Origin of the sequence: Providencia vermicola (assembly GCF_020381325.1) — a bacterium.
Lineage (GTDB): Bacteria > Pseudomonadota > Gammaproteobacteria > Enterobacterales > Enterobacteriaceae > Providencia > Providencia vermicola.
Genome location: NZ_JAGSPI010000005.1, coordinates 210,708 through 234,003, shown reverse-complemented (window position 1 = coordinate 234,003; position 23,296 = coordinate 210,708). Strand labels below are relative to the sequence as shown.

Here is a 23,296-nt window from a genome sequence, read left to right as displayed (position 1 = left end):
TTACATTTGTGACATTTTCGATAATTGGTCGGATAAAGAAAATAAAGCAATAAACACCCAAATGACGCAACCTCCTAATATCAATGTTGAAAATGACTTTAATAATGCTGCTAATTTATCCATTTTCTCATTAATGTTTATTTTGGATTTTTCTGATACGGATGTTAAAACTTCATGAAATGACGGCAGTGCTGAGTATAAGCTAATATTCAAAAGTTCATGAACATTCAATAACCCAGTATTAAGTGCATCACCATAGTTCATACCTTTTGCCATATTAACTTGCATAATTTTAATGTGGCTTTGCAACCAGCGATTTGCATTTAAACTTAATATCGTTAAGGCATCGTTAATGGGTATTTTATTTTTAAGCATGCCAGATAAACTGTTTAATACGATAGAGGCATTTAATTGCTTAAATGTCGAAAATGGTATAACTTTGTCAATAAAACGGTCACGAATTAAACCTGTTAAGTTTGCCATTATGAGACGAATAACGATGGTGCTAATGACTAAAAAAACAAGCATGTATATCCATAACCCTTCATATAATGCTAGTCCAAAGTTATACAGTGAACTAGTCACTCCAGGCCAACGGCTCACAGGTAAAACCTTTTCAAATGCAGGAAAAACCTTTAGTGAGTAACCCGCAATAACAACCAATGACAAAATAAACATAATCATAGGGAAAGTTATTGATTTAATGACCTTAGCCATTAGTTGATCTTTATATTTAATCACATCAATAATACTGGTAAAACCATTTGCTAGTGCCCCACTTTTTTCTGCTGAATAAATTAAACTGAGTTCATTTTTGGGTACCATACCGTCAAAAACAGAGGCGATAGATTCTTTATTTGCCATTTTATCTAAAAGGAAATTCAATTTTTTCACGAATCCTTTTCCAATAATTGAACCGCCTTCTTTTTTAAGTTTTATGATTGAATCATATATTGGAAGGTTAGAATTAATCATATCTGCACAAAATTGATATAAGTATAATCGTTGAGACTTAGTGAATCTTTTCAAATATCACCTCCAGATCTTCAGGGGGAATAACACCAAACTCATGAGTAAACCAGTGATAACAAACTTTATTTTCAATCACGAGTAACATCGTTTTTTCTTTTATTTGAAACCCTTCTCCGATCCCCTCACCCATAAAACGTTTTTTCCGCCAATACACATAGGCTTCTAACCAGTTATTTTTCGCAATTGCGGATAGTTCATCGATTGAAGGTCGCATATATTCAACCACTAACTTTCTCCCGCTAATTCCTGTATTTTTGCAGTGTTTACATCCGTCACGATTGATAATAGAAATATCTTTTTGAAACTTACCCAAGATAACGGTCTCCGTTTTTTTACAATGGGGACATAAAAGAGGCATTAGCTTCTGACATTGTAGGCCGGCAATAAAGCCAGGTGTGGAAAGTTTGTCACCTGCTATTCCTAATGCAGATAATCGTTGTAATAACGTTACAATGCTTCCCGCATGTACTGTAGTGAAACAGTAATGCCCGCTTTCAACTGCACCAGATAACGCATTAGCAGAAATTTTGTCACGAATTTCGCCTATCATTAAAACGTCTGGGTCACGGCGAAGTGCAGACTTTATAGCCGAATGAAATCCCCCTCCATCAACATCTAATACTGAACTTTGCTTAGTGCCATAGATATAATATTCAACTGGATCTTCAACAGTCAAAAAGCAACCTTTATTATTGAAGCGGTTAATTTGCAGCCACTCCATAACTGTTTTAAGTGTTGTCGATTTTCCAGATCCTGTTGTACCTGCGATAAAATATGCACCATAAGGATTGCTTAAAATCGTTTTAATATCGTCGATTTCTATTGGCGACAACCCTGTACTTTCGAGCCTAGGATTTGGATTAGTATCGATGGATGCGGGAATTATTCGTAAAACGCAGTGATAACAGTCACTCGATTCACCAAATATAGGAAAATGAGCATACCTAAAGCGGTATTTTTTACCTTGTAAATCATAAAGAATATTCGCACTTTGTGGCTGCTGACGATTCCACGTTGTTTCTTTCGTTGTAGCCTCAACGTTATACAAGACGAAAACTAACTCATCACAACTTGTTGATGTCATTTGTGAATAGAGAATTAAAGAACCATTAACTCTAAATTCAATTTTAGCAATCACATCTCCTCGTGTAATATGCAAATCACTCGCCCCTGTATCTACCGCTATTTGTAATAAACTTTCGAGTTCCTTTTGAACATGGCTCGTTTCAAGTAAAATGCTGTTACTTGTTGCTCGCGTTGCGTTTTCAATTATTTGATAATACTGGGCTTCATTACTTAACATAAACCCGTTAATAGCCTTTTTATATACAGATATCGCATAATGTAAATCCATATAAGCAGCAGCTAGGTGGTTAATTTCCAACTTGTTAACAATCAGATATTTTTTATTATTATAATCAACTGTAATCAAATCTTTTTCTAATAAATTTAATTGACATTTTTCTAAAGCTTTTACGCCATTTTCTATATTATTTAAATAAATCAAATCAACAGGTAGATTCATTTCATTCAATAACTCTATATTGTTGATTTTTTAGAACAACACGATAACGCGTCCCATTCATTTTAAATGGTGTATTCTCTGTAGTAAAAGTGACTTGTTTATTTTCAGGATTAATGACACCAATTTTTTTTACCCCTGCAATATGAGAAATCATAATTACCTTTGGCCTTTCAGTGGGTTTAATCGGTGCATCCATTAATTCAGTTATTTTCTGTTCATAAGCTTCATTTTCAGGCTCATTCACAATAGTTCTTTCTTGAACCATTGGCTCATTGAGTAGCTCATTAACCTCTTTAAGTTCCTTTCTTAGCTTCGCTAATGTGATTTGATTTTCTATATTTAGTTTTTCAGATTCAAACTTCAGGTTGTTTTGCATTAAATCGATGATATTTTTCTGTTCGATAGAAAGTTCAGCAGTTTCAGGAGCCACTGCATCTACACTTTCACTCTGCTCTTCTGCAAAAGCATTTTGACTGCTTATCATAACGATAAATAATGGAAGAATTATTTTGTGCATGTAAAAACTCCTGTTACTTTAATATTGTTGCTATCTAATTTTTCGATAGACTTAAAAGTATAAAAATTAATATAAGGTTGTCTTTCCAGTATTTTTTTAATTTTCAATGGGTTTTCAGGAAGTATTAACTCGAATTTTGAAAATAGCAGATGGTGACTATCTACATAATCTGAATATTTCTGTTCTAAATTAGCCACTGATGATGACGGAAGCTCAATAAATATTATTTTTTCATGAGGGTTATTTTTAGCCGAATTAAATGCATAAATATAATTGATATAATCATTACATAACGGCGTATTACCATGCACATGATTAATAATATTTTCTATCACTAGGCCATTTGTGTAATTTATTTTTAAATTAGAGAACCCAATGCTATCTGGACTGATTGTTCCGTCATATTCTTCATTGAAAAATATTTTTTCCTGAACATTAAATATAGCACCTTGTTTTAACTTATAGAAAAAATCACAACCTTCTGTATTACAATTAAAGGAATCCTCGGAAAAACCACTAAGTGTAAACGTGTAGCGGCTCACCATAATTTGTTCGAGTATGCTTATTAAGTCATCAATTTGGTATCCTCGTGATTGACTAATATAGTAATCAGATATCTTTTTCTTTTCACTAATAATTAATTGTTGCCTTTGCTGCTCTATTTTTTCTTCATCAACCTTTTTTTGATATATATAGTAAGCACCTATGGAAATCATAATAAAAACAGCAATCACGACTAGAGAAATCAACATATTTTTAGATTTCAGTAATCCATGCTCTCGCCATCCAGAAAGAATATCTTTCATATTAATATCCTTAATATAGAAATAAAATAAAAACAGCCATAGTAAATAAAAGAACAGATATTGATATTAACGTGTATAATTTAAATGACTTTATACGATATTTTTCTTCCTGAGCTTTAAACTCTTCATAAATGGCATTAAATATTTCATTATTGAAAACAGTAATATTCAATGATGCATATTCGGAACTATCTTTTTGATTTAATATGTATGTGAGCATGCTTTCAGTAATAATGGTATCCGAAGGTGAAATTATACAATCATCTTTTATACAAATTAAATAATAATTGGTCACATCATTTTCAACTACTGGTGCATAAAAAAAACCATCACCATATAACTCTTTTATATACAAAGCTAAAATTTCATAAACTCTAACATGCCGAGGAAATAAAACCTCCTTCATACCGTTTTGTGTTTGATAACGTATTTTTTTATACTTTTTCTTTGTTGACTCTAGCCAGAAGCGATGCCGGTGTTCATTAATCTGAGAAGAGTCAACCCATATACCATTAATCGCTAGTTTCTTTTTTAGCAATTCATTTAATGTCATAACTTACTCATTAACTGAAAAATAGTTATCTATACCAACAATCATAATCACAGTTGAATTTGCATCTTCTCCATTTAATATCCCTGAAAAAATACCAGCTTGTTGCATATCGGAGTCACTATCTTCATCATATTTGCCAACAATCAGTAAATCACCAGGTTTAATCGTTGAAGTATTAAACATTTCTGTTGTTGTAAAATTCGGTAATTGAACGCCATCAAATTTATCAATACTGATTAAATTCTTACGCGTAAAGCCACTAGCCACTTCGATTTTTCCATCAGATAGTGCTCTAGGCGTAATGATAAAACTACTCCCCGTTACGATCTGGTCCGTTGTTAATTGGCTTTCTGTGATATCCATACTGGCATTTTTGGTACTGGTTACACCTGAAACATAATGATGTGTTTTTGTTAGATTCAATGGTATTGGCATATTATTACGAGTAATAAAAGAGCCACTTTGTAATATTTTACTTCCCGTTAACTTATATACAGCATCTAATTGACTAGCCAACCGGAATTTTGCATCTTCTCCACCATGGAAATTAGAATTTGCATTTAATTTCCCAGTAAGCTTTGTCAACAAATGCTGATTGAAGCCAATTTGAGTTCCTCCACTATTATAAGAAAAGCCTAATTCAGCTTCGAGATTTTTTGATTTCCCTTTATCAATAATATAAATTTTATAGCTCACAACAAACTGACGGTTATTTGCTTGTTTGTATTGCTCTAGCACTTTACTTACGTGCTCATATTCCGACTGGCGGCCAACAAACGTCAATATTGAAGAATCTTGGAATATATTATAAACACCTGATGAAATGTATTTATCCATCATATCTTTTACATCGTCCCAAAAAGAGGATTTAAACGATGTTGTCGATTTACCTTTTAATCCACTAGAAGAAGCGGCCTCATTATTTGAGATATCTAAACTAGCCTCGTAATTATTATCTTTACCATAGTAATCAAGGCTAATAGCATAATTTGTATACAAATTAACTTCGAGTAAATTATTTTTCTTTAGCTGTATATTTACATCATATAAATTAGACAGGTAACTAATAAACTCTTTTAAATCACCATTAAAGTTAATCGTATAAACCGTACTCTTAAGTATTTCCTCGCCAGGTACTTGATTTTCAGTTTCACCAGGCGTGTTTGCATCAATTTTATACGTAATTTTCATTTGCTCGCCAAGCATTTCCATTACCGTATAGATATTAACTGGCGAATAAGAAGTTAATGAAACTTCCTTGTCCAAGACTTTTTTTTGTTGGCGATCGTAATCAACCTCTTTTCCCAAATAAGGTGAATCTAATGACATAAATGCACTTTGCTTACTATCATTGATATCTTGCAATCCTGTCACACGGTCGAGCAACTCTTTTTCATCATATTTTTCTTCAAAAAAGCTGTTACATCCTTGAATAAAAAAAGGAATTAGTAAAAAAATTATTTTATTTAGTTTCATTGCTGTTTCTACTTATTAGTTATCTATAACAAGAACATTATTTTTTTCATAAAATTTAAGGTGAAACCCTGCTTTTTGGTAAGATAATTGCTTACCCAGTTTTTCCATAACTTCAATTTTGTTCTTACCATCAATTTTTATTTCATTAAAAACCACAATATCTTTTGGGCTATTCCATATAAAATCAATTCCATTAAACCGAGCCCAGTCTTCAACACTTTGGCTGAGAAGTTCATTCTTTTTCAATACTAACTCACTAAGAGCATCAACTTTATTTTCTGCACCTACTAAAATTTCTTCACTGTTTATTTCTTTATTATGCTGATCGTTAATTTGGGGCTCATTCACTATTGCTTTTATTTCTTTCATCGGTTTTAAATTAATCCACTCTTGCACTTCTATATCTGTATTTGCAAAACTGCTTAACGTAAAACCACATAACATAATCAAATAATTATATTTCATCTTACTTGTACCTTTTAATCATATGCCGTCCCGTAATCCCCTTTAATTGAACTACACCATTCAACGGCCATAATGGATAACGATTTTGGATTAATATATGTTTTTGATTCTGCCAGTGCAGGATTATTGACCCCTAGAGAAGCAGTAATCATCCACACACTTTTACCATTGTGAACACTATTTTTGGGTTGTAAAACAACACCTGCCGCTAACCCCACATTCGTGATTTTATTTTTTCGCGTGTTATATTCCTTACTAAGATCGATATCTAATTTTTTATCCTTTTCGTATACGACGGGCATCATCGATGAAACAGCAACAGTGAGCCGCGGCCATAGCCTAACATTTTGTACTACTGGACATAATTTTTGTGGAATAATAATTTTACCCTCTTCATTTTCAACACTTCCTGTATAATTCTCATCCACGATCATCTTTTCATCATTCCCCGTAAAGTTGTGATAACTCACCTCTGGTACAGTACGATATTCCTTTATTAATTTATTACCGTCATAATGGCTATCTTCAATGATGATATTGGCAACCAATGTGCCCGTAACTTCATTTCCCTTATTATCTGTATCCGTTAGCATAAAATTACTTTCAGGAAGATATTGTGCATTCGTAATTGGAAATTTAGGATCTTGTATTTTTAACGCTAAACATGTCGCTTTTGTTTTATTTTCCCTGTCCCAGCAAAGCGTCGGTGATTTTTCTTCGTTATCTGTTTTACCACTCGTCAATACTAAAGTGTTTTCATCTTTAGCTTTTAAACATGGACCATATTGATTGGTTTTGGTGTTCCAACATAGTTTGTCGGCATTCACCGAGCCGTCAGATCTTAAAAACTTTCCAGCCTTAATATTGAAACTAAATCTTAAGCCATAATCAAAATTTTGATTATTGACTAGCTCAGCATGAGATGCCAAATTACCAAACTGAAGGTTCTCGTTATCTACCTTAATGAGCTCCCAACCAGTGTTAGCCATAGAACGATTTTTTTTAACAAAACTTGCCTGTGTTAAATATAAAAATTTATTTTTAAATGCCTCACTAAAATTGCCATAGAAGGACTCAATATATAAACCCTGCTTATCCTCAATTGGGTGGTATAAAACGATAAAATCTACGCGTTCAATTGTTTTTTTTACTTCATCGCCAACGAGGTCAACTCTTTCAATAGAGAAATCAGGATTTTCAACAAGTAATGCATCTATTGTGCATTTTAAAAATTCTTTTTTTAATGAAATATCTAACAAACTTCCTTTACATGTTTTATCAATAAACAAATCTCTATCACTGTCCTTCCCTGGGCCCCAATTAAAATGTTTACCATCCTTCGTGATTGCATCTTCAATTTTATAATTACCCGTTCGTTTGCTGTAATTTACATTTTTTTGATTGCTTTGAAATAAAGGATTACGAATGAAATTATTATCTTCTTTTTCTAATTCGTCGTTATTAATAAAATCGATAAATCGATAAACCTCATCAGCGACAGCATCTGAAATATGTTGCCTATGGTTATCTTCAATTCTATTAATAATAAATCTTGTCAATGGGATCATTATTACGCCAATTATTCCAAGAACGACTATAACTTCAAGTAATGAATAACCAGCTATTCTATTATTTCTCATGTTTATTCTCTTGAACCTCCCTAATTACAGGGAGGTTCTTTAGCAAGTTATTACTGCTTATTATTAACGGCTACCTAAAATAACCGAGTTTTCAGGGCTGTCGGTACATACACCAGCAACTACGTCTGGCGTAATATTTTTATTTCCATCTGCATTTAATGTACGTAAAATATTCGCAGTAGGAACAACTGACATATCTACAGCTGTAGTAACGCTGTATGTACCCGCTGCGGCTGAATCTATAGCAACATAATCCCACTGATTACCCACTTGGGAAATAATATTACGACATTGATCTTGATTTAAGCCATTAAGCTCAATTACAAAACCTTTAAGGCCTGTTTCAGATTGTGCTGCAGCTGTTTTTGCACCACCAATATTTAGGAAGTCATTTGAAATACTATTACGTGCTTCATCAATAGATAACTTACCTAATTGAACAAGCCGTGCAATTGACTCTTTAGACGTTGCTGTTTCTTTAATATTATCGACATTATAACCACTCGCCGCACCTGTTGAAGGAGGATAGCCCGTAGAGCGTTGGTATGCGTCCTTCATCGCAACTCTGACGGTATTGGTATTACTTACAACATCAGAGACAGCACGGCTATCAAATGCACGCTGTGCTAATACCACAACACCCGCTGCAATTGTCCCAATAATACCTAATACAATGATAATTTCTAATAGCGTCATCCCTCTTTGTTTTTTAGCTTCGTGATGTTTACGTATTTTTTTTAGTAGTTCCATTTTTAAGCTCTGTGTCTGCTGATAGACTTTAAACATAGGTATTCCTCAAGAATTTAATCCAATTTAATTTGATAATTTATAAAATTATATTACAGGCAAAAACTATATTAATTAAACCAATAACTCTTCTTACTAATTAAGTTCCTTCTAACTTCCCTTCATTACAATAATTATTAGTTTAAATTATTTATCAGTCAATAAAGTTTTACTCAAAGAAATATTTAGGTGGTAAACAGACTGTGAAAAATATTAACTTAATCTTAATATTACATATACTGACTATATTGCTATCATATATTTTAAATAATAGGGGGATATGCATATAAATCAATATTAGGATTATTCCTAATGTTATTTAAGCAAAAAGAAACATTCTCTTACATTATTTATTTAAATACAATCACTATAAATATATACAAATAAGTAATATTAATATATTTTACTCTATATTCGGTTAAATACACTTATTTTAAGTAATTGAGATATTGCAATTACACTACATTAGTTTAATACAATGACATGTATTTTAGCCGAACTACTACTTTTACTAGATAATATTGCTATAGCCTCAATAAGCTGTGTGGCAGATAGCATTGATATGAGATTAATAATATGGCATATTCTAAATTAGTTTTTTCAGGTACATCCTTTACTTCTAATCATGAATCCACGCTGAATCAGAAAACAGAAAAACCGATGAAACCTGACTTAAAAAAAGCAAAGTTAATACAAGTTCCAATGATATATATAGATGCTTTTGAAAGCATAAAAAATGAAGGTTATACCTCGCTATCCTTCTCCTCTTATCTTATTGAAGCATTAAAAGAGAAAATTATTTGCGATGTTTCAAGGCTTGATTCATAACCTATATTAGTATTTAGTATATGATAAAAGAATCGCGCACTTCATATTTAATGAAATACGCGATTCTTTTATTACCTTTTATACTAACAATTAAAAAAATATTATTTATTCATTTAATTTAGCGGTAACCCCGTCGATGATTACTTGAAGACCAACTGTATGTTGTATCGCTTGGAACTAGTTTATCTTTTTTCTGTTGTGCTCGAATTTTTCTAGTTTCTTTATCAACTTCTTTAGAAATTTCCGCAATAATTTCTTTTTTGACTTTCGTTTGCTCAGAGTTGGTTAATTCACGCTCTAATTTCTTACGTTCTTGTGCAAGTCGTGTTCGCACTCGGTTTTTTTGTGTTTCTGTCATTTCCTGGATAGTTAACATTTTCATCATACAACCCCTTACTCATGTTCAAATTCCGACTTACAATATAACACTATTCGTAAAACCATAATATGAAAAACGACAATCATTATGCCTTAATAGGCCTTTTTTGATTCAGCGGTAGCTGTAAAAATACGGAATTAAGCGTATAGTACTGAGCATTGCTACTTGGATAAGCGTATTTTTACTATCATGGAATTAATCCCTTCACTACAAAATATTCGCCAGATACTTGTTTCTGATACCCCCATTATTGACGTCCGCGCTCCCATTGAGTTTCAACAAGGTGCAATGCCCGCGGCGATAAATCTTCCACTAATGAATGATGAAGAACGAGCTGCTGTTGGTACTTGCTACAAACAGTACGGGTCACATAAAGCGGTTGAGCTTGGTCATCAATTAGTGAGTGGTGAAACCAAAGCCAACCGTATCACCGCATGGAAAACGGCTTGCCAACAATATCCAAGTGGTTTTATTTGTTGTGCTCGCGGTGGTATGCGTTCACATATTGTACAGGCATGGCTTAAAGAAAATGGCATAGACTACCCTCTAATTAATGGCGGTTATAAAAAGCTTCGTCAAACAACTATTGATGCCATTAATGAGTTGTCCCTACGTCCGACTATTTTAATCGGTGGATGCACAGGAAATGGTAAAACAACTCTGGTTCATAACCAACCTGATGGGATTGATTTAGAAGGTATTGCCCATCACCGCGGCTCGTCTTTCGGTCGCACTTTACAAGCACAATTTTCCCAAGCCACCTTCGAAAATTATCTTGCTGTCGAGCAACTAAAAAAAGCGAGCAACCACACTCGCTGGGTGCTTGAAGATGAAGGCAGAGCGATTGGTGCAAATAGCCTTCCCGTTACATTACGAAAACAAATGGAAAAAGCATCTATCGCAGTTATTGATGACCCTTTTGAATTACGCCTTGAACGGCTCAAGCATGAATATTTTGACCGAATGACGCACGACTTTATTGAGGAATATGGTGAAGAGACGGGATGGCAATATTACAGTGAATATCTACACCACGGTTTGTTTGCTATTCGTAAACGGTTAGGCTCCCAACGAGCCGCTGAACTCACTCACTTATTGGATATAGCCCTAAAGCATCAGCAAACTACTGGCGAAACACAGTCACATTTTTCTTGGCTTTGCCCATTATTGCATGAGTATTATGATCCAATGTATCGTTACCAATTAAGCCAAAAACAGGCACGAATTGTTTTTCAAGGCACTTACCATGAGGTTGAGAAGTGGCTTAATCAATAAGCTTTTATTTCCTGAAAATAGCAACAACGGGGATGATGCCCCGCTGCGCTATTTACCTTCATTTATAAAGCTATTTTATCGAATCAGGTGCCGGTTTATCTACATTTATCTCATAAAGTTGTAGCGCCCGATTAACTTCTGAACGGGAAATCGTGCCTTCATCCGCTAATAATTTCAATGCAGCCACCACAATAAAATGACGGTTGACCTCGAAAAATTCGCGTAGTGCCTCACGCGTATCTGAGCGCCCAAAACCATCTGTACCTAATGAAATAAATTTTCTGTCTGATACATACGGTTTAATTTGGTCACCCACGATCTTCATATAGTCTGTCGCAACCACCAATGGCCCTTTATATGGCTCAATCATCTGTTGAACATACGGTTTTTTAGGCTCATCTTCAGGGTGCAACATATTCCAACGCTCTACCTTCATCGCCTCGCGTCTTAACTCATTTAAGCTGGTTGCACTCCAAATGTCGCAATTCACCCCAAAGTCATTCGATAAAAGCTCAGCCGCTGCAAGGGTTTCTCGCATAATAGCGCCACTTGACATTAACTGAACCCGTGGTGAACTTTCAGGTGCATTATCATAAGATTGAAATAAATAAGCACCTTTTAGAATGCCATCTTCTACCCCTTCTGGCATGGCGGGTTGCGGATAACCCTCATTAAGTAGTGTGATGTAATAGTAAATATCTTCTTGATCAACGAACATTCGTTGCATACCATTTTGGATAATCACTGCTAATTCATAGGCATACGCTGGGTCATAAGAAACGCAACTTGGGATCACGGAAGATAAAACATGGCTGTGACCATCATCGTGCTGTAAACCTTCGCCCATTAAGGTTGTGCGCCCAGAGGTCGCTCCAAGTAAAAAACCTTTGGTACGCGCATCTGCCGCCGCCCAAGCTAGGTCACCCACACGTTGTAAACCAAACATGGAATAAAAAATATAGAAAGGGATGGTTGGCACATCATGGTTACTGTATGCCGTTCCAGCGGCTATCCATGTAGAAATCGCCCCAGATTCGTTGATCCCTTCTTGCAGAATTTGCCCGTCTTTTGCCTCTTTATAGTAACTTAATTGACCTGCATCTTGTGGGGTATAAAGTTGCCCTAAGTAAGAGTGAATACCAATTTGACGGAATAACCCTTCCATCCCAAAAGTTCTCGATTCATCAGGGACAATTGGAACTACAAGTTTGCCAACTTCGGCATCTTTGAGTAACACATTCAAAATATTTACGAATGCCATTGTGGTGGACATATTACGTTCCCCACTGCCTTTGAATAAATTAGCAAAACTGGCTAATGGCGGAATAACAACGGGGCTTGTTTGGCCAAAACGTGCTGGAATATAGCCCCCCAATACTTGGCGCGTACTCTTAATATAGAGCGCTTCTGGGCTATCAACTTCAGGTTTAAGATACGGGATTTCCTCTAATTGCTCGTCTGGCACAGGCAAATTGAGTTTGTCACGGAAGGCTCTAACTGCGTCTTGGCTCATCTTTTTCAATTGGTGATTGATATTTTGCCCTTCACCCGCTTCGCCCATCCCAAAACCTTTTACTGTCTTGGCTAAAATGACAGATGGCTTACCTTTGGTATTTACGGCTTGATGATAAGCGGCGTAGACTTTTTCAGGGTCGTGCCCCCCACGGTGTAAATTCCAAATGTCATCGTCACTCATATCCGCAACAAGTGCGAGCAATTCTGGATATTTGCCAAAGAAATGTTCCCGCACATAAGCACCACTTTGTGATTTGAATGTTTGGTAATCACCATCAACGCACTCCATCATTCGTTGCATTAATAAGCCCGTAGTGTCTTTTTCCAGTAGTTTGTCCCAAGCGCTTCCCCAAATAACCTTAATGACATTCCAACCAGCCGCTTTAAATACCGACTCAAGCTCTTGAATAATTTTACTATTACCACGCACTGGGCCATCGAGTCTTTGTAGATTACAGTTCACGACAAACACTAAATTATCCAGTTTTTCTCGTCCACCTAGTGATATCGCCGCTAAGGATTCTGGCTGATCCATCTCCCCATCCCCAAGGAAAGCCCAAACTTTACGGCCTTGGTGAGGTTTAAGGTTACGATATTCAAGGTAACGCATATAACGCGCTTGATATGCAGCGGTTAGTGGCCCAAGCCCCATCGATACCGTCGGATACTGCCAAAAGTCAGGCATTAAACGCGGGTGAGGATAAGACGATAAACCACGGCGTACTGATTCACGACGAAAATTATCGAGCTGTTCTTCGTCAATTCTTCCTTCTAAATAGGCGCGGCCATAAATTCCTGGTGCAGAGTGTCCTTGGATATACACCATATCCCCAGCGAAATCATTCGTTCTACCTCTAAAAAAGTGAGTAAAACCAATATCGTATAACACTGCTGCTGATTGGTAGGTTGCAATATGCCCTCCCACATTAGAGTGTTTCCCCGCGCGGAGCACCATCGCCATCGCATTCCAACGAATATACGCGTTTAACCGCCCTTCAGTTGCTAAATTACCTGGGTATTCAGGTTGGTTATGGACGGAAATACTATTGATATATGGTGTGGTCACAATGCTCTGAAAATCACCGTATTTTCGTTGATCTGCTTGTGCCATTTTATTAAGCAAGAAGTGTGCGCGCTCACGGCCATCAGCTTCAGTAACGCCTTCATAGGACTCAAGCCATTCCGCGGTTTCCTGAGGATCAACATCTTTTTCTATTGTTGTGTGGTTCATACTTTCTCCCAAATCTACTTTCCCATCAGGGCAGGTTTACGTCTCAAACTGGAATACTGACCTTTTAATTGCAATTGCTATAGTTGCGATCACTATCATAACCTACGGTATAGTTGCATATGCAATATTAGTAAAAAAGACTTTATCCTTTTATAATTGCAATTGCAACTAACTCCCTTTAATGAAAAAAGGCCATATGAAAACTCAACAAGCGGATTTGTGGTTTTCCTTTGTCCGCGCACATCGGATCATCATCAGAAAAATTGAAGCTAAACTTTCCGAAGCAAAATTACCTATTTATGCGTGGTATGATGTTCTATGGGGCTTGGAAAGTGGTGAAAATGGAACACGTCGAATGCATGAATTGGCAGATGTCGTGGTGATTGAACGTTATAATCTAACGCGTTTAATTGACCGTTTAGAAAAGGAAGCGCTCGTCATTCGCTCTCGTTCAGATGATGACAGAAGAGCATCTTTTGCCACAATTACGGAAAAAGGCAAACAGCTTCGCAAACAGATGTGGGAGATCTACCGAGAAGTGGTTAAAACACATTTTCTCAATCAATTTAGCGAAGCTGAAATCAACGATTTTGCCAATGCCCTTGATAAGGCAGCCTTGAGCGCAAAAGATTAACGCAAACATCGCGGTATAATTCACGATACCGCGATAGTCTAATAGGTTAGCTTTTCAATCGCTTCTTCATACATGGCGACAGAGATCTGATTTGCCTCATAAAGTTGTTTCAATGCACACAACACAATCCAATTTACTGATGGATAAATAATGCCATTTTTATCGATAGAGTCAGAGCCCAGCGCCATAAATCCTCGTGGTATAAATGGTTTTATCTGCTTAGCGATATGGTGTGAGTAATCCGTTACAGCAATGACGGGTACTTTGGCATTACCTAGACAGCGGTTAAGGTGAGAAGAAGCAAACTGCTGTTTCGCATCAAACGCCAACCGAGTATAACTTGGGCAACTCCACACAGCAGACTCAATGCCCCATTGTGTTTTCAATAATTGAGCTGCCAGTTTAACTCTTTCGAGTGATTTACCCGCACCGCACAATTGAATATCAATTTTTGGCACACTGCGTGATAACGGGTACATACCTTTAAATGCAGCTATTGCTTCGTCTTCAGATAAAGGTTCGGTTGTTTGATGCACACTGTGTAATGCCATATACACCAATAACTTATTACCATTTAAGTACAGCTGTGTTAACGCTTGCTGGGCAATCGCTGCAGCTTCTTGTGCATTCGCAATATCATAAGCTAGCCAATTTTCCATCGAGGCCAATTTCAATGGAAACCACGGATAAACGCCTTTGGGTAAATAACTTTCACCTGTATCGATGCAGTTGAGAAAAATCCCTTTATGGTTTGTTTCTGTCTCAAGTGCACTTAACTGCTCAATTAAGGGAGTATTCACAAAATAAAACAGGGGCTTTTCATAGGTTTCTTGGCTATTAAACCAAATTGGCCATGCCGTTTCTTGCTGCCCCGTAACGCTGTTTTGGTTAATAACCCAAATAGCAGCGTTCTTATGTTTAGTATCGCCGATATGTTTAATCGCTTTATGGAGCAAACTTGCTGGAGAACTTGGTAGATTAGCGTAATCAGTAGCTACCTGATTAATATGTTGTAAACATAAACTCGCTGCTGCTTGAGTTTGTGCCGTTGCCATAGGCATTTTCATTGATTGGATAAGCATTAGTACTTCGCCTTATTTAATTGCATTTACAATGATTGTAATTGCAACAATAAGACGAAGTCAAATGAAGCCCACCGCCTACTTTTTAATGATTATTTCTGTAACACCTTGATAGATAAGTCTTGTTGCCAATGTACCTAAAATCAACCCGACCACTTTCCCAACCACTTTATGAATACGGGAATAGCGCCGTCTAACCGATGAAAGAGAAAATGTTTGGCAGAGAATAATCCGCCATATCAATGAAGCCAACACAATCCCCAACCAGATCACCAGCTTTGTCCATAGCGGCGTTGAGGGGGAAATAGTGGTTGAGAAAATACTCATGAAGAACAATACAGTTTGCGGGTTCGAAAGATCCGAAATTAAGCCACGGCGAAAATATACACCTTTAGGGAAGTATTCAGTCGTATTCTCAGTGGATAAAGTTAGTTGGGTTTTATTTTTAAAAACGCTAATCGCGTAATACAGTAAATATAACCCGCCAAGTATTTTAATTAACGAAAACAAAACACCAAATTCAGACATTAAGGTCACAAGCCCAAATAATCCTAACCCTGAATAGATGGCATTGCCTAAAACGACGCCATAACCGCAAGTCAGCCCTGCTTTTTTTCCTGAGCTAAGCGTAGTTTGAACAACAATAAATAAATTGGCACCAGGATTAAAAAACGTCAGTATAAATAAAAATAGAGTGATAATAATGCTATGTAACGGATCCATAATTTTGTCTTCGAAAATTTAGGGTTTTCTATTATAGACACGAAATTATTATCAACTCTATTTTAAAATACAGATTTACTGCGCAAAATCAGGGTATTTAGTCGATATCAAATATGATTAGCTTAACGATTTTTTTCGTTGCAATAGCCATTTATCTAATTCATTTGCAAACTGTTGGCGATCCCGTTGATTTAAGCTTGCAGGGCCTCCTGTTTGTACACCACTTGCCCGCATCGTATCCATAAAATCACGAATATTCAGACGTTCGCGAATAGTCGCATCGCTGTAACGCTCGCCGCGAGGGTTCAATGCAGAAGCCCCCTTTTCCATCACTTCGGCAGCAAGGGGAATATCTGCAGTAATCACTAAATCCCCTTTTTGGGCGCGGTGAACGATTTCATTATCTGCGACATCAAAGCCCGCAGGAACCTGTAAGGTTTTTAAAAAACGAGATGGCGGAACTGACAAGCGTTGGTTGGCAACAAATGTAATTTGCACATTTTCTCTGTCAGCTGCGCGATATAAAACTTCTTTGATAACCTTAGGACACGCATCCGCATCAACCCATATTTCCATTATATTATCCAAAACTTAGCGGTATGTTATGGATATATCATAACACGATAACGGCAAGAAAAAGCACTGAAGTGATTTTGGTAGGGTTTAATTTAAAGTTATATCAACCAAGCTTATCACGGATAATATTAACAATTAATCTGAAATAAACTTGGTTCTCATTTGATAGCTAAAGCACCATGACCATTTCATGCCATGTCATTCCACCGTGATCTGACTCAGAAGGTTTGACATATTGGTAGCCAAAATGTTTGTACAGATCCACATGACGTTCTTTGCACATTAGATGAATAGTTTCTTTGTTATTTTTTCGCATTAATGCAATAAATTCGGTCATCAACATGGATGAATAACCCTTTCCTTGATGGTTTGGGTGAACCACAACAGACATAATGACCACATTCGGAGCCTGTGCATCATGACCGATAAGCTCTTTAAATTCTTCATCGGACATCACCACATCCCACGCACATCCAGCATTTATGAAGCCAACGATTTCACCAGCCACTTCCATGCATAAAAAACCTTGAGGATACTGTGCTATACGTGTTGCGATTTTTTCTTTTGTCGCTGCCTCATCGCCTTCATACGATTCAATTTCAATCGCGAAGCACGTATCGATATCATCAAGTGTTGCTTGCCTAAATATTGGCTTGTGCATTTTATAACCTCTTATTGTTTAAACTTATTTTATTAAAATTTTAGTACTATAGGCACTCGGTTTCACACGTTTTCGTCATTTTTTGTCGCACATTGAGTTGGACGTAACTTAATGCGGTGGACAACACGACCAAAGTGCCCCCAACAATTGCCACGAGAAACCCTGCGTTCAGCCCATAAGTATCAACCATTTTCCCCGTCATCATGGCACCAATAGCCACACCAATGTTTAGCCCAGCGAGTAACCAAGTCATCCCTTCTGTTAACCGATTTAGTGGAACGATATTTTCCACCAATGACATCGCAATAATCATTGTTGGTGCAAAGAATAAACCTGAAATAAACACCACAATTGCAAGGGAATAAACGCCGCTCACCCACCACATCGGTACAATAGATAAGAATGTCATTAACCCGCTAATAACCAGTAAACGCGGTAACGATATTTTCAGATTGAGCGCCCCGAAAACAAGCCCCATTGCACAAGAACCAATGGCATAAGCTGACAAGACTACGCTTGCCGCCGCAGGTTGTTGTTGTAACTGCGCGAGTGTGACACTTAAGATGTCCACTGACCCAACAATGATCCCTAATGCAATCATTAATGCGATCAGCAGTTGTAAGCTTATCATCGACAAAATCGGCTTTTGCTTCGGTGATAAGGTTTCATGTACGACAACATTGGGTTCCGTACTACGTTGTTGTACTAGGAGTATCACACCCAACAACAATAAAACAGCGGCAACCAATAAGCCCGCTTGTGGAAACAAAACAACCGTCAATCCCACAGACAGTGGAGGCCCTGCAATAAATGTCGCATCATCAAAAACAGTTTCAAGGGAATAAGCCGTTTGTAAAATGGGCTGACCTTTATACAATGCCGTCCACCGTGCCCTAATCATGGCAGACATGCTGGGCATGGCACCTGCTAAAAATGCACCAATAAATAACCCAGCATCGGGCAATGCAAACCACGTTGTTGCGACGAGCAACAAAACCCCAGATAAACTAATAAGCGTGACCACGGGTAACACGCGATACTGCCCTAATTTATCAACTAATCGGGAAATTTGTGGTGATAATAATGCGTAAGTAAGTACAAACGTTGCCGATATTAACCCTGCTAAAGTATAGCTATCCCTTAATTGTGCCAGCATAGTGATAATCCCGATGCCCATCATCGGTAACGCTAGACGAGCCAGTAACCCTGCAACAACAAAGCGTTGGCTTCCTTCAGCGTGAAAGAGTTCTTGATAGCGACTTAGCATGTAAGCTCCATGTGATAAATTCATTATACATACAACGAGTATGTATAATGATGATATAATCATACACAGTGTATGTAAATAACTATATTCAGTGTTTGTAAGAGGTTTTATGGCAAGAAGAACTCAAGCTCAAATGGAAGAGACCCGCGAGATTTTATTAACCACGGCACGGGAACATTTTAGCCGTTTGGGGTTTGCTGCAACTTCCATGGATGAAATTGCGGCAAGCGTTGATTTAACGCGAGGTGCCCTTTATCATCATTTTGGCGATAAAAAAGGCTTATTTACAGCTGTTGTCGAACAAATTGATAACCAAATGAATGGCCGATTACAAAAAATTTCTGCCAATTCCACTGACCTTTGGAATAACTTCCGCCTACGCTGTCATGCCTATTTAGAAATGGCGTTAGAACCTGACTATCAACAGATTATCTTACGAGATGCCAAATCCGTTGTTGCTGAAGACCTTGCAAAATCAAACCTTAAATGTACTGAGCAAGTCGATCTCTTGTTACAAGAATTAATGAGCAAGCAAATTATTAGCAATGTTAATACTCGTGCCCTAGCCTTTTTAATCAATGGTGGACTTGCCGAATCGGCTTATTGGATTTCTCAAGCCAATAGCCAAGAACGCTTACAACAAAGCATTCATTCGATTGATAAAATTATTGATGGGTTACGAAAAAACTAATCGCTATCCACCCTATTTTGTTGATATAGGACATTGAGCCTAAATGCGAAGATCAATACGATGATCAAAAATACAGGAACCGTTAGCGTTAACTCTAAATAAACAAACCGATTGAAACTAAAGCCATTTGCCTTTGGCGTTAACCAATAGGCCAAAGGTAGCGTCAATATGCATGCAAGGCCACCAAGCACGATTAATCGCTTTAACTTTTTATTGTTTTCGATTTTAATTTCATGGGGCTGCGTACGATGAAATTGAAAGTATTGATAACACAGGTAGGCTAAACCGCCCACCGAGCCAATGTGCTGTAATAATTTATAAAAAGCAATTTCTTGGCTATCAGACATCGTAAATAATTTCATTTGCAAAAATGAGATTTCCCGGACAAATGCCCCAGATTCATGCGTAAAACTGTCCCAAACAATATGAGTTAATGCCCCGATATACAAGGAAATAACAACAATTAACCCTTGTCGAACAGATGGTGCATTTATAGTGTGAATAATAAAAGGGCTTATTCTATTCAGTACTGGTGCCATTTTTTGCGTTAGCCAATAAACTAATATACATAGCGGTAACCCAGTATAAAACCAGCCAATAGAGTCATGTGCCACTGATGCAGCGTGGTACCACGTCAACGAATAGAATAAATCTGGGCTCAAGCTACCTAAAATAAGTGCGGGCAGACTTAACCAGCGAAAATATTTGGCCTGTTTAATGGGAAAAACCACCGCAGGATGGGAAAACGTCCAAGGCATACTTGCGACCGGATCAATTAAATAGATATCAGGATAGTGCCGTTTTAATTGTGAAAACGATATGCGAGAAATCGGAAAGATTTGCCCACAAATTCATGCGGGCAATATATCTAAGGAAAATTAGATTAATGAATTAAAAGTTTGTTTTAGCTTTTCAATATCTTGTGACGTTGTTGACCAAGAGGTACAAAAACGTAAGCACGTTGTATCTGCTGTTGGTTCACAAACTTTACTGACCACATAATGACTCAATACCTTGTCACTCAGTGAATTAGGTAAAATCACAAAGACTTGGTTTGATTCCACTGGCGCTAAAAAGTCGAATCCTTTTTCTGTAAAGAAATCGGCAAGCTGGTTTGCTGTATCATTAATGTGTCGGCCTAACTGAAAATAAAGATCATCATTAAATAATGCTTCAAACTGCGCGGCTAATAACCAGCCTTTGGCTTGCAACCCACCTTTTTGCTTAATGCTATAACGAAAATCAGATTTTATTGCTGGGTTTAAAAGCACTAATATTTCCCCAGTTAGTGCGCCAATTTTTGTTCCACCAATATAGAAAACATCCGTTAGTTGTGCGATATCTTCAATGGTTAAGTCACTCACGGTGGACATCAAACCAGATGCTAACCGTGCGCCATCCATAAATAGCAATAAACCGTGGGCGTCACAGATTTCACGCAAAGCAACCAATTCGGCTTTGCGATACACCGTGCCGATTTCAGTAGAGTTACTGATGTAAACTAATTTAGGTTGAACCGAATGTTCATCTGGGTGCTCGGCCAGTACCTTTTGAATATGAGCAGGCGTAAGCTTACCCGAAGCAGACTCTACCGTAATGACTTTATGCCCTGACGCTTCAATCGCCCCTGTTTCGTGAACATCAATATGGCCACCAACAACGGAAATAACGGCTTGATGTGGACGTAAAATATGAGAAATCGTCGTTAAATTGGTGATCGTTCCACCATTAAAAAAATGGATATCTGCATTCGGCTGGCCAATACGTTGTTTTATTTGATCTGCCACTTTCTTACATAGACCATCTGTACCATAACCTGTAAAACGTTTCCCTGCTAAATCATTCAATGCTTTCATCACTTCGGGATGTGCAATTTCATTATAATCATTTGTAAAGCTGTACATTAATTCACCTAAGCCATTTCTATTATGTAATAATTAGCCAATAGTTATAAAGATAACTATTTTATTATTCAATGATATTTTTTATAACGCCCTAATATGTTTTAATCATTATTCCAAACTGACGGTCACCAGCAAGGGCTGCAAAAGCCCCTACATGATTAACCCATTATTTTTGTGAGCGACGAAATGTCAGATTAAAGCGGTACGGCCCCAACAATGGGTGTTCACCCGCTTTGATGGTTCGAACACCATGGTAATTTAAACGCGACTTTCCCCCCCAAACCAACACATCACCGTGTTCCAATGCTAGGGTTATTTTAGGCGCTTCACGTGTGGCTCCGCCAAAATCAAATACGCAGGGCAACCCTAATGAAAACGAAACAATCGGCTGTGAAAAATCCGCTTCGTCTTTATCTTGATGAAGCGACATTTTAGCCCCAACTGCATAACGGTTAATCAAGCATGCATCGGGTTCAAACCCCAGAAAACCCGCTCTTTCTGCTGCGTCTTGTGCTAATTGGCGAAAGATCCCAGGCATCGGCTGCCAAGGCTTGTTAGTGACAGGGTCACTTTTAGTATAGCGATACCCTGTTTTATCAGTCACCCAACCCCACTCACCACAGTTGCTCATCGCGACTGACATGCGATACCCACCAGGGGTTTCCATATTTCTTAATGGGGATAGCGAAAAAATATTATTTAATGATTGTAATAACACCTTACTGTTCCCCAGTAAGAAACCTTTTAGCAAGAAGGCATCAGGGGCTATCTCAATCGTGTTTTCGTCATCAGAAAATAACATAAGCGCTTATCTCATTAATTTAACTAAGGTAATTTGCATAATACGCAATTAAATACCACTTCACCGTACTTTACGTGCTTCGGCACGCTGGCTCACCCAAACACTCACTAAGATCACTATCATGCCAATAAATTGTAAAGTACTCAGCTGCTGATTTAGGTAAAACCACCCTAAGACCACAGCACTAACAGGGCTAAGGAAACCTAAAGATGCGACTGAACTCGGCCCTAATAACGCCAATCCGCGGAACCATAATGCGTATGTTAACGCCCCACCAATTAAGGTTAAATAGCTAAGACCGACAATGTTCACAGATGTTAATGCAGGTAATGCAGGTTCAAAAATCAAGGCAAAAGGTAATAAAATTAAGCCACCTGCGGTTAATTGCCACGACGTAAAGGTTAATGCGCTAACGGGAGGTTGCCAAAGGCGGCTCAACACTGTACCCGCAGCCATTGAAAATGCCCCTGCCAACCCAGCCATCACTCCTACCCAATCTAGGGCAGCCGTTGGTGTTAATAGCAAAATCGCCACACCAACAATTCCGCTGAGTGAGGCAATGACAGAAACACTTGATAAACGGTTACTCAATAACCAGCGACTTAAAAATAGCACAATTAACGGCTGCACAGCGCCAACAGTTGCGGCAACCCCACCTGGCAGACGATAAGCCGCAATAAATAATAACCACCAAAACAGTGAGAAATTCAACGCCCCTAGAATGGCGACGCGCAACCACCAAATCCCTGATGGCAACTGGCGCAAAAAGAGTATCAGTAATAATCCTGCGGGTAATGCACGCAAAACAGCCAACGTTAACGGCAAGCCCGAAGGTAGCATTTCAGTTGTAACGAGATAAGTGCTTCCCCACACAATGGGGGCTAACGCTGTGAAACATAAAACAACATAGCGATTCATAGTTTGACTC

Annotated in this window: 24 protein-coding genes; 4 read left to right on the top strand and 20 right to left on the bottom strand. The window is 37.6% G+C overall.

What is annotated here, in order from left to right; genetic code table 11:
• The 9 genes from KDJ85_RS09370 to KDJ85_RS09330 all read right to left on the bottom strand — a co-directional run bounded on the left by KDJ85_RS09370 (position 1) and on the right by KDJ85_RS09330 (position 8,800).
• Positions 1-1,029 carry a type II secretion system F family protein gene (locus KDJ85_RS09370; protein ID WP_225819425.1) on the bottom strand — a complete coding sequence of 343 codons (1,029 nt, stop codon included), beginning with the start codon at positions 1,027-1,029 and terminating at the stop codon, positions 1-3.
• Positions 1,013-2,557 (bottom strand): ATPase, T2SS/T4P/T4SS family, encoded by a 1,545-nt coding sequence (locus KDJ85_RS09365; RefSeq protein ID WP_377210595.1) that lies wholly within the window; start codon positions 2,555-2,557, stop codon positions 1,013-1,015. The genes KDJ85_RS09370 and KDJ85_RS09365 overlap by 17 nt, the downstream gene beginning before the upstream one ends.
• A gap of 1 nt (position 2,558) precedes the next feature.
• Positions 2,559-3,074 carry a hypothetical protein gene (locus KDJ85_RS09360; protein ID WP_225819424.1) on the bottom strand — a complete coding sequence of 172 codons (516 nt, stop codon included), beginning with the start codon at positions 3,072-3,074 and terminating at the stop codon, positions 2,559-2,561.
• Complete coding sequence (locus tag KDJ85_RS09355; protein WP_225819423.1) at positions 3,062-3,880, bottom strand: hypothetical protein; 819 nt, start codon at positions 3,878-3,880, stop codon at positions 3,062-3,064. Before KDJ85_RS09355 ends, KDJ85_RS09360 begins: the two co-directional genes overlap by 13 nt.
• Positions 3,881-3,890: 10 nt before the next feature.
• Complete coding sequence (locus KDJ85_RS09350; RefSeq protein WP_225819422.1) at positions 3,891-4,433, bottom strand: hypothetical protein; 543 nt, start codon at positions 4,431-4,433, stop codon at positions 3,891-3,893.
• Positions 4,434-4,436: 3 nt separating this feature from the next.
• Positions 4,437-5,909 (bottom strand): type II and III secretion system protein, encoded by a 1,473-nt coding sequence (locus KDJ85_RS09345; protein WP_225819421.1) that lies wholly within the window; start codon positions 5,907-5,909, stop codon positions 4,437-4,439.
• 15 nt (positions 5,910-5,924) lie between these two features.
• Positions 5,925-6,374 carry a TcpQ domain-containing protein gene (locus tag KDJ85_RS09340; protein ID WP_225819420.1) on the bottom strand — a complete coding sequence of 150 codons (450 nt, stop codon included), beginning with the start codon at positions 6,372-6,374 and terminating at the stop codon, positions 5,925-5,927.
• A 14-nt stretch (positions 6,375-6,388) separates the two neighbouring features.
• Entirely contained in the window at positions 6,389-8,014 is a 1,626-nt protein-coding gene (locus KDJ85_RS09335) for a type II secretion system protein (protein WP_225819419.1), read from the bottom strand.
• A 63-nt stretch (positions 8,015-8,077) separates the two neighbouring features.
• Positions 8,078-8,800, bottom strand: coding sequence for a type IV pilus major pilin (locus KDJ85_RS09330; protein WP_225819418.1), 723 nt, complete (start codon positions 8,798-8,800; stop codon positions 8,078-8,080).
• A gap of 576 nt (positions 8,801-9,376) precedes the next feature.
• Here KDJ85_RS09330 and KDJ85_RS09325 point away from each other — a divergent pair.
• Positions 9,377-9,628, top strand: coding sequence for a molecular chaperone (locus KDJ85_RS09325; RefSeq protein WP_225819417.1), 252 nt, complete (start codon positions 9,377-9,379; stop codon positions 9,626-9,628).
• 118 nt (positions 9,629-9,746) lie between these two features.
• Here the strand turns inward: KDJ85_RS09325 and KDJ85_RS09320 are convergent, their stop codons facing one another.
• The gene (locus KDJ85_RS09320; protein WP_206086030.1) at positions 9,747-10,010 is read right to left on the bottom strand and encodes a YjbD family protein; all 264 of its coding nucleotides are present in this window, start codon (positions 10,008-10,010) and stop codon (positions 9,747-9,749) included.
• A 186-nt stretch (positions 10,011-10,196) separates the two neighbouring features.
• Between KDJ85_RS09320 and mnmH the strand changes: the two genes are divergently transcribed.
• Positions 10,197-11,282 carry a tRNA 2-selenouridine(34) synthase MnmH gene (gene mnmH / locus KDJ85_RS09315; RefSeq protein ID WP_225819506.1) on the top strand — a complete coding sequence of 362 codons (1,086 nt, stop codon included), beginning with the start codon at positions 10,197-10,199 and terminating at the stop codon, positions 11,280-11,282.
• Between the two features lie 70 nt (positions 11,283-11,352).
• Here the strand turns inward: mnmH and aceE are convergent, their stop codons facing one another.
• Positions 11,353-14,028 carry a pyruvate dehydrogenase (acetyl-transferring), homodimeric type gene (gene aceE / locus KDJ85_RS09310; protein WP_225819416.1) on the bottom strand — a complete coding sequence of 892 codons (2,676 nt, stop codon included), beginning with the start codon at positions 14,026-14,028 and terminating at the stop codon, positions 11,353-11,355.
• Positions 14,029-14,224: 196 nt separating this feature from the next.
• On the opposite strand from aceE, the gene KDJ85_RS09305 reads away from it, so the two are divergent.
• Positions 14,225-14,662, top strand: a complete 438-nt coding sequence (locus KDJ85_RS09305; RefSeq protein ID WP_225819415.1) for a MarR family winged helix-turn-helix transcriptional regulator — start codon at positions 14,225-14,227, stop codon at positions 14,660-14,662.
• 38 nt (positions 14,663-14,700) lie between these two features.
• Here KDJ85_RS09305 and KDJ85_RS09300 read toward each other — a convergent pair whose 3' ends face one another.
• The 5 genes from KDJ85_RS09300 to KDJ85_RS09280 all read right to left on the bottom strand — a co-directional run bounded on the left by KDJ85_RS09300 (position 14,701) and on the right by KDJ85_RS09280 (position 18,971).
• The gene (locus KDJ85_RS09300) at positions 14,701-15,744 is read right to left on the bottom strand and encodes a transketolase-like TK C-terminal-containing protein (protein ID WP_225819414.1); all 1,044 of its coding nucleotides are present in this window, start codon (positions 15,742-15,744) and stop codon (positions 14,701-14,703) included.
• Between the two features lie 78 nt (positions 15,745-15,822).
• Positions 15,823-16,467 carry a LysE family transporter gene (locus KDJ85_RS09295; protein WP_225819413.1) on the bottom strand — a complete coding sequence of 215 codons (645 nt, stop codon included), beginning with the start codon at positions 16,465-16,467 and terminating at the stop codon, positions 15,823-15,825.
• 117 nt (positions 16,468-16,584) lie between these two features.
• Positions 16,585-17,043 (bottom strand): YaiI/YqxD family protein, encoded by a 459-nt coding sequence (locus KDJ85_RS09290; RefSeq protein WP_225819412.1) that lies wholly within the window; start codon positions 17,041-17,043, stop codon positions 16,585-16,587.
• Positions 17,044-17,212: 169 nt separating this feature from the next.
• Positions 17,213-17,704 (bottom strand): GNAT family N-acetyltransferase, encoded by a 492-nt coding sequence (locus tag KDJ85_RS09285; RefSeq protein ID WP_225819411.1) that lies wholly within the window; start codon positions 17,702-17,704, stop codon positions 17,213-17,215.
• Positions 17,705-17,750: 46 nt separating this feature from the next.
• Positions 17,751-18,971 (bottom strand): MFS transporter, encoded by a 1,221-nt coding sequence (locus KDJ85_RS09280; protein ID WP_225819410.1) that lies wholly within the window; start codon positions 18,969-18,971, stop codon positions 17,751-17,753.
• Positions 18,972-19,080: 109 nt separating this feature from the next.
• Between KDJ85_RS09280 and KDJ85_RS09275 the strand changes: the two genes are divergently transcribed.
• Positions 19,081-19,662 (top strand): TetR/AcrR family transcriptional regulator, encoded by a 582-nt coding sequence (locus KDJ85_RS09275; protein ID WP_225819409.1) that lies wholly within the window; start codon positions 19,081-19,083, stop codon positions 19,660-19,662.
• Here KDJ85_RS09275 and KDJ85_RS09270 read toward each other — a convergent pair.
• The 4 genes from KDJ85_RS09270 to KDJ85_RS09255 all read right to left on the bottom strand — a co-directional run bounded on the left by KDJ85_RS09270 (position 19,659) and on the right by KDJ85_RS09255 (position 23,286).
• The gene (locus KDJ85_RS09270) at positions 19,659-20,420 is read right to left on the bottom strand and encodes a DUF4184 family protein (protein ID WP_225819408.1); all 762 of its coding nucleotides are present in this window, start codon (positions 20,418-20,420) and stop codon (positions 19,659-19,661) included. The genes KDJ85_RS09275 and KDJ85_RS09270 overlap by 4 nt on opposite strands.
• Positions 20,421-20,540: 120 nt before the next feature.
• Positions 20,541-21,566: a threonine aldolase family protein gene (locus KDJ85_RS09265; protein WP_225819407.1), complete on the bottom strand. Its 1,026-nt coding sequence runs from the start codon at positions 21,564-21,566 to the stop codon at positions 20,541-20,543.
• Between the two features lie 166 nt (positions 21,567-21,732).
• Complete coding sequence (alkB, locus tag KDJ85_RS09260; protein WP_225819406.1) at positions 21,733-22,368, bottom strand: DNA oxidative demethylase AlkB; 636 nt, start codon at positions 22,366-22,368, stop codon at positions 21,733-21,735.
• 60 nt (positions 22,369-22,428) lie between these two features.
• A complete protein-coding gene (locus KDJ85_RS09255; protein WP_225819405.1) occupies positions 22,429-23,286 on the bottom strand; it encodes an EamA family transporter in 858 nt (285 codons plus the stop codon).
• Between the last annotated feature and the right edge of the window lie 10 nt (positions 23,287-23,296).

Bases quoted from the DNA above. Each gene is read 5' to 3' on its own strand.
- KDJ85_RS09365 (WP_377210595.1), bottom strand. From the start codon at position 2,557: ATGAATCTACCTGTTGATTTGATTTATTTAAATAATATAGAAAATGGC.
- KDJ85_RS09360 (WP_225819424.1), bottom strand. From the start codon at position 3,074: ATGCACAAAATAATTCTTCCATTATTTATCGTTATGATAAGCAGTCAA.
- KDJ85_RS09355 (WP_225819423.1), bottom strand. From the start codon at position 3,880: ATGAAAGATATTCTTTCTGGATGGCGAGAGCATGGATTACTGAAATCT.
- KDJ85_RS09350 (WP_225819422.1), bottom strand. From the start codon at position 4,433: ATGACATTAAATGAATTGCTAAAAAAGAAACTAGCGATTAATGGTATA.
- KDJ85_RS09345 (WP_225819421.1), bottom strand. From the start codon at position 5,909: ATGAAACTAAATAAAATAATTTTTTTACTAATTCCTTTTTTTATTCAA.
- KDJ85_RS09340 (WP_225819420.1), bottom strand. From the start codon at position 6,374: ATGAAATATAATTATTTGATTATGTTATGTGGTTTTACGTTAAGCAGT.
- KDJ85_RS09335 (WP_225819419.1), bottom strand. From the start codon at position 8,014: ATGAGAAATAATAGAATAGCTGGTTATTCATTACTTGAAGTTATAGTC.
- KDJ85_RS09330 (WP_225819418.1), bottom strand. From the start codon at position 8,800: ATGTTTAAAGTCTATCAGCAGACACAGAGCTTAAAAATGGAACTACTA.
- KDJ85_RS09325 (WP_225819417.1), top strand. From the start codon at position 9,377: ATGGCATATTCTAAATTAGTTTTTTCAGGTACATCCTTTACTTCTAAT.
- KDJ85_RS09320 (WP_206086030.1), bottom strand. From the start codon at position 10,010: ATGAAAATGTTAACTATCCAGGAAATGACAGAAACACAAAAAAACCGA.
- mnmH (WP_225819506.1), top strand. From the start codon at position 10,197: ATGGAATTAATCCCTTCACTACAAAATATTCGCCAGATACTTGTTTCT.
- aceE (WP_225819416.1), bottom strand. From the start codon at position 14,028: ATGAACCACACAACAATAGAAAAAGATGTTGATCCTCAGGAAACCGCG.
- KDJ85_RS09305 (WP_225819415.1), top strand. From the start codon at position 14,225: ATGAAAACTCAACAAGCGGATTTGTGGTTTTCCTTTGTCCGCGCACAT.
- KDJ85_RS09300 (WP_225819414.1), bottom strand. From the start codon at position 15,744: ATGCTTATCCAATCAATGAAAATGCCTATGGCAACGGCACAAACTCAA.
- KDJ85_RS09295 (WP_225819413.1), bottom strand. From the start codon at position 16,467: ATGGATCCGTTACATAGCATTATTATCACTCTATTTTTATTTATACTG.
- KDJ85_RS09290 (WP_225819412.1), bottom strand. From the start codon at position 17,043: ATGGAAATATGGGTTGATGCGGATGCGTGTCCTAAGGTTATCAAAGAA.
- KDJ85_RS09285 (WP_225819411.1), bottom strand. From the start codon at position 17,704: ATGCACAAGCCAATATTTAGGCAAGCAACACTTGATGATATCGATACG.
- KDJ85_RS09280 (WP_225819410.1), bottom strand. From the start codon at position 18,971: ATGCTAAGTCGCTATCAAGAACTCTTTCACGCTGAAGGAAGCCAACGC.
- KDJ85_RS09275 (WP_225819409.1), top strand. From the start codon at position 19,081: ATGGCAAGAAGAACTCAAGCTCAAATGGAAGAGACCCGCGAGATTTTA.
- KDJ85_RS09270 (WP_225819408.1), bottom strand. From the start codon at position 20,420: ATGCCTTGGACGTTTTCCCATCCTGCGGTGGTTTTTCCCATTAAACAG.
- KDJ85_RS09265 (WP_225819407.1), bottom strand. From the start codon at position 21,566: ATGTACAGCTTTACAAATGATTATAATGAAATTGCACATCCCGAAGTG.
- alkB (WP_225819406.1), bottom strand. From the start codon at position 22,368: ATGTTATTTTCTGATGACGAAAACACGATTGAGATAGCCCCTGATGCC.
- KDJ85_RS09255 (WP_225819405.1), bottom strand. From the start codon at position 23,286: ATGAATCGCTATGTTGTTTTATGTTTCACAGCGTTAGCCCCCATTGTG.